This is a genomic window from Micromonospora sp. NPDC023644 (assembly GCF_040640115.1).
In the GTDB taxonomy this organism is placed as follows: Bacteria; Actinomycetota; Actinomycetes; order Mycobacteriales; family Micromonosporaceae; genus Micromonospora.
Genome location: NZ_JBFABA010000101.1, coordinates 1 through 8,619, shown reverse-complemented (window position 1 = coordinate 8,619; position 8,619 = coordinate 1). Strand labels below are relative to the sequence as shown.

Here is an 8,619-nt window from a genome sequence, read left to right as displayed (position 1 = left end):
CCCTCTGCCCCCGTGTTTCTGATCTGGGTGGGGGCGCGGTGGTTAAGGGAGGGTGGGGCGGGGGGCCCGCCGCCGGGCGGTCGGGCCGGCCCGACCGCCCGGCGGCGGGACCTGGACGAGCGGTGGAGGACTTCGCGTGCGGCACCGTCGCGGGTCGGGAACCCGACGCTGACCTGGGCTCGTGTCGGACGTACGGGGCCTCTCGGCGGGCCTAGCGTCGCGGCATAGGTCGCGCGTGCCACGCGCGGCGGAGCTGAAGGAGCAACCATGGCAACAGCAGCAGTGCCCTGGCGGCGATCACGGACAGTCATCCTACTGGCCGGGGTGACGGCGGCGGTGACCGCGCTGGCCACCCCGGCGTGGGCCGCGCCCGGGGTGAGCCCGGCCGTGGTCGACCAGGCGGCCGACCCGGGCACCGTGATCCCGGTCGGCAAGGTGGTGTCCACCCCGCCGATCCCGCCGAAGCCCGACGTGGTGCTGCTGGTCGACACGACCGGCAGCATGGGCGGGGCCATCGCCAACGTGCGCACGAACCTGCAGCAGGTCATCACCGACGTGCGCTCGGCGCAGCCGTCGGCGCAGTTCGCGGTGGCCTCCTACCGCGACACCGGGGACGGCGCGGAGCTCTTCCGGGTACGCCAGGACCTGACCGGCGACGCGACGGCGCTGCAGGGCGCGGTCGACGGGTTGGCCGCCGGCGGCGGCGGGGACACCCCCGAGGCGTGGGTGAACGCGCTGGTCGAGGTCTCCGAAGGGGCGATCGGCTACCGGGCGGGCAGCAGCCGGCTCGTGGTGCTCGTCGGCGACGCGCCGAGCCACGACCCGAGCAACGGGCGCACCCTGGCCCAGGCGACAGCGGCGTTGCAGGCCGACGAGGCGCGGCTGCTGGCGGTCGACGTCAGCGGCGGCGGTGGCGGCCTGGACGCGACCGGGCAGGCCACGGCGGCGGTGGCGGCCACCGGCGGGCAGCTGGTGGGCAGCTCCCCCGACACGGTGACCGCCGCGATCCTGGCGGGTCTGCGGGATCTGGACGTCACGGTCACCCCGACGGTGAGCTCGTGCGCGGCGGGCCTGTCGGTGGGCTTCGACGCGGCGTCGCGCACGCAGCAGTCGGGCACCGACGTGCCGTTCGCCGAGACGATCACGGTCGCGGCGGACGCCGCGCAGGGCACCGAACTGACCTGCACGGTGGACTTCCTGCTCAACGGCCTGTCCGGCGGGCCGACGTTCACGCAGCAGATCCGCGTGCGGGTCAACGACGTCACCCCGCCGACCGTGGTCGTCGACGACCGGACGGTGGAGGCGACCAGCCCGGCCGGCGCGGTGATCGACTACCCGGCGACGGCGACCGACAACGTCGACGGTCCCCTGAGCCCGACCTGCGTGCCGCCGTCCGGCACGACGTTCCCGCTGGGCGCGACGACGGTGACGTGCACGGCCACCGACGCGGCCGGCAACACCGGCAGCGACACCGCCGTGATGCGGGTGGTGGACACCACCGCGCCGGCGACGGCGTGCGTGCCGACGAACAACCCCAGCGGCGGCAACGTCCCCGGCTCCTACAACCCGGACGGGTTCTACGAGCTGACGTCGACCGACGTGGTGGACACGGCGGTGCAGGTGTTCATCGGTGACGCGGCGGATGCGAGCGTGCGGTTCGGGCCGTTCCCGGCCGGCACGAAGATGAAGCTGGTGCAGGCGCCGGGGGCGCAGTCGCGGGTGAAGGACGGCACCGGCGACATCGACTACAAGGTGACGTTGCGCGGCGACGCGCTGATCGTCGGCGTGGACGACGCGGGCAACGCCTCGTCGCCGGCCGTCTGCCTGGTGGCTCCCCCGCCGAAGTGACGCCGGGCGTGGCCGGGTGCCGCGCGTGACGTCCCGGCCGCCGGGCCCGTCGGGGGTCCGGCGGCCGGTGGCGTACGCGGGGTCAGCCGCGGCGGCTGGGCGAGTCGAAGCGGCCGGCGCGGATCTCTCGCAGCGCCTTGCGGCGGGTGTCGCCGCGCAGGGTGTCGACGTAGAGGCGGCCGGCGAGGTGGTCGGTCTCGTGTTGCAGGGCCCGGGCGAGGAATCCGCTGCCCGAGATGCTCAGCGGCTCGCCGTGCTGGTCGAAGCCGTGGGCGGTGGCGTGCAGGGCGCGCGGGGTCGGGAAGTAGAGGCCGGGGATCGACAGGCAGCCCTCGTCGTCGTCCTGCAGCTCCTCCGACACCTCCAGCGTCGGGTTGACCAGGTGGCCGCGGTGCCCGTCGGCGTCGTAGACGAACACCTGGGCGTTGACGCCGATCTGGGGGGCGGCGACGCCGGCGCGCCCGGGCGCGCCGAGCAGGGTGTCCATCAGGTCGGTGACCAGGGCGCGAAGCTCGGCGTCGAAGCTGGTGACGGGCTCGCTGGGGGTGCGCAGCACGGGGTCACCGATGATCCTGATGGGGCGCATCGTCATGCCGGCAAGGTTATCGGTCGCCGGTCGGGGCGGCGGCGTCCGGGCGGGCGGCGACGAGCACCTCGATGCCGTCGAGGATGCGGGCCAGGCCGAACTCGAACGCGCCGTGGGGGTCGGTGGCGGCCTGGTACTCCTGGCCGGCGGCGGTGCCGACGCGGGCGGCGAGGGGGTAGCGGCGCGGGTCGAGGGCCTTCTCCAGGTACGGGGCGTGGGCCTGCCACCACTGCTGCTCGGTCATGCCGGTGTGCGCGGCGGCTTGGGCGGCCTCCACGGCGCTGCGCACGGCGCCGTGCACGTAGCCGGAGACGAGGGTGACGACGGCGTCCATCTCCAGGTCGCTCAGGCCGATGCCGTCGACGGCGCGCAGTTCGTACTCGTAGCGGGCGATGACGTTCGGGCCCAGCGGGGGGCGGGTGGTGGCGACCTGCAGCAGCCAGGGGTGGCGCAGGTAGAGCGCCCAGGTCTCGCGGGCGACGTGGGTGAGCCGGCCGCGCCAGCCGCCGGGCACGTCGTCGGGGCGGGCGGTCTCGCCGTAGACGGTGTCGAGCATGACGTCGAGCAGTTCGCCCTTGCCGGGGACGTAGGTGTAGAGGGACATGGTGCCCACGCCGAGTCGCTCGGCGACCCGGCGCATGGACAGGGCGGCGAGGCCCTCGGCGTCGGCCACCTCGATGGCGGCGCGCACGATCCGGTCCACGGACAGGTCGGGTCGGCCCTTGCGGCTGGTGCGTTCGCGAGTGCGCCAGAGCAGGGCGAGGCTGCGCGCGGGGTCGCCGGTGCCGCTGTACTCGGTCGTCATCCCGGCACTGTAGCGTGCGCCGTACCGTATGCTGTACGGTACGGCGTACGAAACGAGCGGGACGGGGGCGCCGATGCACGACGACGAAGCGGCCATCGAGGCCGAGGGGCTGCGCAAGCGCTACGGCGGCACGCAGGCCCTCGACGGCCTGGACCTGACGGTGCCCGCCGGCACCGTCTGCGGCCTGCTCGGCCCGAACGGGGCCGGCAAGACCACGGCGGTACGGGTCCTGACCACCCTGCTGCGGCCCGACGCCGGCGCGGCGCGGGTGGCCGGCGCCGACGTGCTGCGCCAACCCGGGCGGGTCCGCGAGCGCATCGGCCTGGTCGGCCAGCACGCCGCGCTCGACGAGGTGCTCAGCGGCCGGCAGAACCTGGTGCTGTTCGGCCGCCTGCACCACCTCGGCGGCGCGCGGGCCCGCGCCCGGGCCGCCGACCTGCTCGCCCGCTTCGACCTGACCGACGCCGCCGACCGGCCGGTCGGCACGTACTCCGGCGGGATGCGCCGCCGCCTCGACCTCGCGGCGAGCCTGATCCTCGACCCGCCGGTGCTCTTCCTCGACGAGCCCACCACCGGCCTCGACCCGCGCGCCCGGGCCCAGGTATGGGACGCGGTGCGCCGGCTCGTCACCGACGGCACCACCGTGCTGCTGAGCACGCAGTACCTGGAGGAGGCCGACCAGCTCGCCCACACCGTCCGGGTCGTCGACGCCGGCCGGGTCATCGACGCCGGCACCCCGGAGCAGCTGAAGACCGCGCTCGGCGGCGACCGCGTCGACGTCGTGCTGACCCGCGCCGACGACCTGGACCGGGCCGTACGCGTCGTCGGCGCCGCCGTCGCCGCGACCCCGCTCGTCGACGCGGCGGGCCTGCGCCTCAGCGTCGGTGTCACCGGGCGCGTCGCCGCGCTGGCGGCCGTGCTGCGGGCGCTGGACGACGCCGGCCTGAGCGCCGCCGACGTCGCGGTGCGCCGCCCCACCCTCGACGAGGTGTTCCTGCGGCTCACCGCCGCCGACTCCCCCGACGCGCGGAAGGTGACCGCATGAGCGCCACGACCGTCCACCCCGCGCCGCGGCGGCTGCGCTGGGCCGTCGCCGACGGCCTCGCCCTCACCGGCCGGGCGCTGGCGCACTGGCGGCGCCAACCCGGACAGTTCGTCGTCGGGCTGCTCTTCCCCGTGCTGATGGTGCTGATGTTCGGCTACCTGTTCGGCGGCGCGATGAGCGTGCCCGGCGGCGGCGACTACCGCGAGTTCCTGCTGCCCGGCATGTTCGCCATGACGGTGGTCTTCGGCATCGAGTCGACGTACGCGGCCGTGGCCACCGACACCGCGCGCGGCGTCACCGACCGGTTCCGGTCCCTGCCGACGACGTCCTCGGCGGTGCTCACCGGCCGGGCCGCCGCAGACCTGCTGCACTGCGCCGCCGCCCTGGCCGTCATGCTCGCCTGCGGCGTCGCCGTCGGCTGGCAGTGGCGGGCCGGGACACCGGCGGCGCTGGCCGCCGTCGGGCTGCTCCTGCTGCTGCGCTTCGCCCTGATCTGGGTCGGCATCCACCTCGCGCTGGTGCTGCGCAGCCCCGAGTCGGTGGTGCTGCTGCAGATCCTCGTCTGGCCGCTCGGATTCACCTCCAACGCGTTCGTCTCCCCCGACACCATGCCCGGCTGGCTCGCCGCGGTCGCCGAGTGGAACCCGCTGTCGGCGACCGTCGCGGCCTGCCGGGAACTGTTCGCCAACCCCGGCTGGGGCGGCGAGTCGTTCGCCGCGCAGCACGCCGTGGCCCTCGCCGTGGCGTGGCCGCTGCTGCTGACCGCCGTGTTCCTGCCCCTGGCGGTACGCCGGTACCGCAGGCTCGGCCGGTGACCGACCCCGCCGCCGGCGTGACGGCGGGCCACGATCGCCCCACGACGAGCGCCACCAGCACCGCCGAGGACCTGACCGCCGAACCGCACCCGGAAGGACGCCCGTGACGATCGGCTCCCACGCCGTCACGTTCACCCCCGCCGACCCGCCCCGCACCGGGGCGCTGCTCGTCTGGTCCGCCGACGGCGACGCCCCGCCCGACGGGCCCGGCGACGCCGTGACGGCGACCCTGGCGACGCCGCCGCGCGGACACCCGGCACCGGTGCCCGCGCGGCGGATGGGCCTGGCCGCCGGCGTACCGCTGCTGCTGGCCGGGCCGGCCACGGACCCGGCGGCGGCGTTCTGGGCCGCGGCGACCCGGGAGGCCCTGCACCTGGCCGCCCGCGGCCTGCTGCTGCCCGCCGTGACCCCCGCCGGACACGACACCTGGCGGGTCGGACCGCTCACCGCCGACGACGAGGCCCGGCAGGCGCGGCTCGCCGCCGCGATGCCCGCCACCGCCCGCGCCACGCCGGTGCCCGGGCGCACCCCGACGTGGCTGCCCGACCCGGCGCGGCTGCTGCGCGACTTCCTCGACGCCGTCGCCGACACCCTGCCCCGCGACGACGCGGCCACCGGCGCGTGGGCGGCGCCGGCGCCCACCCCGGTCGGGCGGCTGCGCGACTGGGCCGCCCGCGTCGACGCCGACGCCGACGCGGCGGTACGACTGTCGCTGCGCCTGGAGCACCGCGGCGAGCGCGACGAACCGTGGCGGCTGGTGGCGCAGGTGCACCGCCGCGCCACGCCGGGGCTGCTCACCGACGCCGCCGCGCTGTGGCGCGACACGGTCCCCGGGTTCCCGCCCGGCTCCCGCGACGCCACGCTGCTGGCCCTGCGCCACGCCGCGCGGGTGTGGCCGCCCCTGGCGCAGCTGTTGGAGGCCGCGGTGCCCGACGCGCTCACGCCGAGCGACGCGCAGGTCGTCGACCTGGCCACCGGCACGGCGGCCCGGCTCGCCGCCGACGGCGTAGACGTGCACTGGCCGGCCGGACTCGACCGGGACCTCACCGCCTCGGCGGTGCTGCGCGCCCCGGCCCGCCGCGCCGGCGGACCCGGGCCACTCGGCGAGCCGGGCGAGCTGACGCTGCACTGGCGGCTGCACCTGCACGACACCCCGCTCACCGCCGCCGAGCTGGCCCAACTCGCCGACGCGCACCGGCCCGTGGTGCGGCTGCGCGAGCGGTGGGTCCTGGTGCCCCCGCAGCTGGCCCGCCGCGCCCGCGAACCACACGCCGGGTCGCTGGCCGCGATGCCCGCCCTGCGCGCCGCGCTGACCGGCGCGACGCACGTCGACGGCGAACGCGTCGACGTGACCACCGAGGGCTGGCTGGCCGAGGCCGCCCGACGGCTCGCCGACGGCGACGCCGCGCCCCCGGTGCCCGTACCGGCCGGGCTGGCCGCGACCCTGCGCGACTACCAGCGCCACGGGCTGCGCTGGCTGGCCGGGCTGACCGCGCTCGGCCTCGGCGGCTGCCTCGCCGACGACATGGGGCTGGGCAAGACCGTCACGCTGATCGCCCTGCACCTGCACCGCCAGGCCGACCCCGCCACCGCCGGCGCCACCCTCGTGCTGTGCCCGGCGTCGCTGCTGGGCAACTGGGAACGCGAGATCCGCCGCTTCGCCCCCGGCACCGCCGTCCGCCGCTTCCACGGCCCCGAGCGCACCCTCGACGGGCTCGACGGCGGCTTCGTGCTCACCACCTGGGCCACCCTGCGCCGCGACGCCGCCCGGCTGGCCACCCGACGGTGGCCGTTGCTCGTCGCCGACGAGGCCCAGCACGTCAAGAACCCGCACTCGGAGACCGCGACGGCGCTGCGCGCGATCCCCGCCGCCGCCCGGGTCGCCCTGACCGGCACCCCCGTGGAGAACGACCTCACCGACCTGTGGGCCATCCTCGACTGGACCACCCCCGGCCTGCTCGGCACCCTGAGCGAGTTCCGGGCCCGCTGGGTGAGGCCGGTGCAGACCGACCGCGACCCCGACGCGGGCCGGGACCTGTCCCGGCTGGTCGGGCCGTTCCTGCTGCGCCGACGCAAGAGCGACCCCGGCATCGCCCCCGAGCTGCCCGCCAAGACCGAGACCGACCAGCCGATCGCGCTCACCGCCGAACAGGCCGCCCTCTACCAGGCCTGCGTCGCCGAACTGCTCGAGGCGATCGCCGACGCCGACGGCCTCGCCCGGCACGGGCTGGTGGTCAGGCTCCTCACCGCGCTCAAGCAGATCTGCAACCACCCCGCCCAGTACCTGCGGGAGACCGCGCCGCGGCTGGCCAGCCGCTCCGGCAAACTGGACCTGCTCGACGAGCTGCTCGAGGCGATCCTGCCCGCCGGCGGCGCGGTGCTGGTCTTCACCCAGTACGTGGCGATGGCCCGCCTGCTGCACCGGCATCTGACCGACCGGGGCGTCGGGGCGCTGCTGCTGCACGGCGGGCTGCCCGTCGCCGCCCGCGACGACCTGGTCCGCCGCTTCGACGCCGGGGATGCCCCGGTGTTCCTGCTGTCCCTGCGCGCCGCCGGCACCGGCCTGAACCTCACCCGCGCCGACCACGTCGTGCACTACGACAGGTGGTGGAACCCGGCCGTGGAGGACCAGGCCACCGACCGGGCGTACCGGATCGGGCAGACCCGGCCCGTGCAGGTGCACCGGCTCATCGCCGAGGGCACCGTCGAGGACCGCGTCGCCGCGCTGCTGGCCGGCAAGCGGGAACTCGCCGAGGCGGTCCTCGACACCGGGCCGGCGGCACTGGCCGCGCTCAGCGACACCGAGCTGGCCGACCTGGTGACCCTCGGCGGTGGCCGGTGACCCCGCGCGGCTTCCCGGCCTTCGCGCCCGGCCGGGCCCGCCGGCCCCGCACCTGGTGGGGCAGCGCGTGGAACCGGGCGTGGGAGGCGGGCGCCCTGGACGCCCGGCCGCTGCGCGCCGGCCGCCGGCTCGCCGCCGCCGGGCACGTCGGTCCGATCACCGTCAGCCCCGGCCGGCTCGCCGCCGCCGTGCACGACGGCGACACCGAGCAGGCGTACGCCACCCGGGTACGCGTCGCGCCGCTGCACGCCGACGACTGGGACCGGCTGGCCGCCGAGGTGGCCGCCCGCGCCGGGCACCAGGCGGCGCTGCTGGCCGGGCTGCTGCCCCGGGACCTGACCGAGGTGACGGGGGTGCCGCTGCTGCCGGAGCTGGGCGAGGTCGTCCCGGAGTGCGACTGCCCGCAGTGGGAGCACCCGTGCCGGCACGCCGCCGCGCTGTGCCACCAGGTGTCCTGGCTGCTGGACGCCGACGCGGCCCTGCTGCTGCTGATCCGGGGCCGCGACGCCCGCGCGCTCGTGCCCGCCGGCACCGCCGCGTCCCGCGGCGACGGGCCCGCACCGGCGGCCGGCCCCACCGCGCGGGCCGCCGACGCGGGGACGGCCGCCGCCGACGCGTACGCCCCCCACATCCCGTACCCGACCTCGCTGACCTGCCAGCCGAGCCGACCCATCCTGC

General features: G+C 76.9%; 6 protein-coding genes and 1 pseudogene. 5 read left to right on the top strand and 2 right to left on the bottom strand.

What is annotated here, in order from left to right:
* Positions 1-267: 267 nt before the first annotated feature.
* The gene (locus AB0G08_RS29855; protein WP_358094230.1) at positions 268-1,848 is read left to right on the top strand and encodes a VWA domain-containing protein; all 1,581 of its coding nucleotides are present in this window, start codon (positions 268-270) and stop codon (positions 1,846-1,848) included.
* Positions 1,849-1,930: 82 nt separating this feature from the next.
* On the opposite strand, the gene def is transcribed toward AB0G08_RS29855, so the two are convergent.
* Together def and AB0G08_RS29845 are read right to left on the bottom strand one after the other, a co-directional pair.
* Complete coding sequence (def, locus tag AB0G08_RS29850) at positions 1,931-2,440, bottom strand: peptide deformylase (protein ID WP_357869032.1); 510 nt, start codon at positions 2,438-2,440, stop codon at positions 1,931-1,933.
* A 10-nt stretch (positions 2,441-2,450) separates the two neighbouring features.
* Positions 2,451-3,239 carry a TetR/AcrR family transcriptional regulator gene (locus AB0G08_RS29845; protein WP_358094227.1) on the bottom strand — a complete coding sequence of 263 codons (789 nt, stop codon included), beginning with the start codon at positions 3,237-3,239 and terminating at the stop codon, positions 2,451-2,453.
* A gap of 73 nt (positions 3,240-3,312) precedes the next feature.
* On the opposite strand from AB0G08_RS29845, the gene AB0G08_RS29840 reads away from it, so the two are divergent.
* From AB0G08_RS29840 to AB0G08_RS29825, 4 genes and pseudogenes are all read left to right on the top strand, one after another.
* Positions 3,313-4,284 carry an ATP-binding cassette domain-containing protein gene (locus AB0G08_RS29840; protein WP_358094224.1) on the top strand — a complete coding sequence of 324 codons (972 nt, stop codon included), beginning with the start codon at positions 3,313-3,315 and terminating at the stop codon, positions 4,282-4,284.
* Positions 4,281-5,099: an ABC transporter permease gene (locus AB0G08_RS29835; RefSeq protein ID WP_358094221.1), complete on the top strand. Its 819-nt coding sequence runs from the start codon at positions 4,281-4,283 to the stop codon at positions 5,097-5,099. Before AB0G08_RS29840 ends, AB0G08_RS29835 begins: the two co-directional genes overlap by 4 nt.
* A 103-nt stretch (positions 5,100-5,202) precedes the next feature.
* Entirely contained in the window at positions 5,203-7,941 is a 2,739-nt protein-coding gene (locus AB0G08_RS29830; RefSeq protein ID WP_358094219.1) for a DEAD/DEAH box helicase, read from the top strand.
* Positions 7,938-8,619 (top strand): annotated as a pseudogene (locus AB0G08_RS29825) (hypothetical protein); the annotation flags it as partial. The gene AB0G08_RS29830 and the pseudogene AB0G08_RS29825, both read left to right, overlap by 4 nt.

Coding starts and splice junctions, on each gene's coding strand:
- AB0G08_RS29855 (WP_358094230.1), top strand. CDS start 268: ATGGCAACAGCAGCAGTGCCCTGGCGGCGATCACGGACAGTCATCCTA.
- def (WP_357869032.1), bottom strand. CDS start 2,440: ATGACGATGCGCCCCATCAGGATCATCGGTGACCCCGTGCTGCGCACC.
- AB0G08_RS29845 (WP_358094227.1), bottom strand. CDS start 3,239: ATGACGACCGAGTACAGCGGCACCGGCGACCCCGCGCGCAGCCTCGCC.
- AB0G08_RS29840 (WP_358094224.1), top strand. CDS start 3,313: ATGCACGACGACGAAGCGGCCATCGAGGCCGAGGGGCTGCGCAAGCGC.
- AB0G08_RS29835 (WP_358094221.1), top strand. CDS start 4,281: ATGAGCGCCACGACCGTCCACCCCGCGCCGCGGCGGCTGCGCTGGGCC.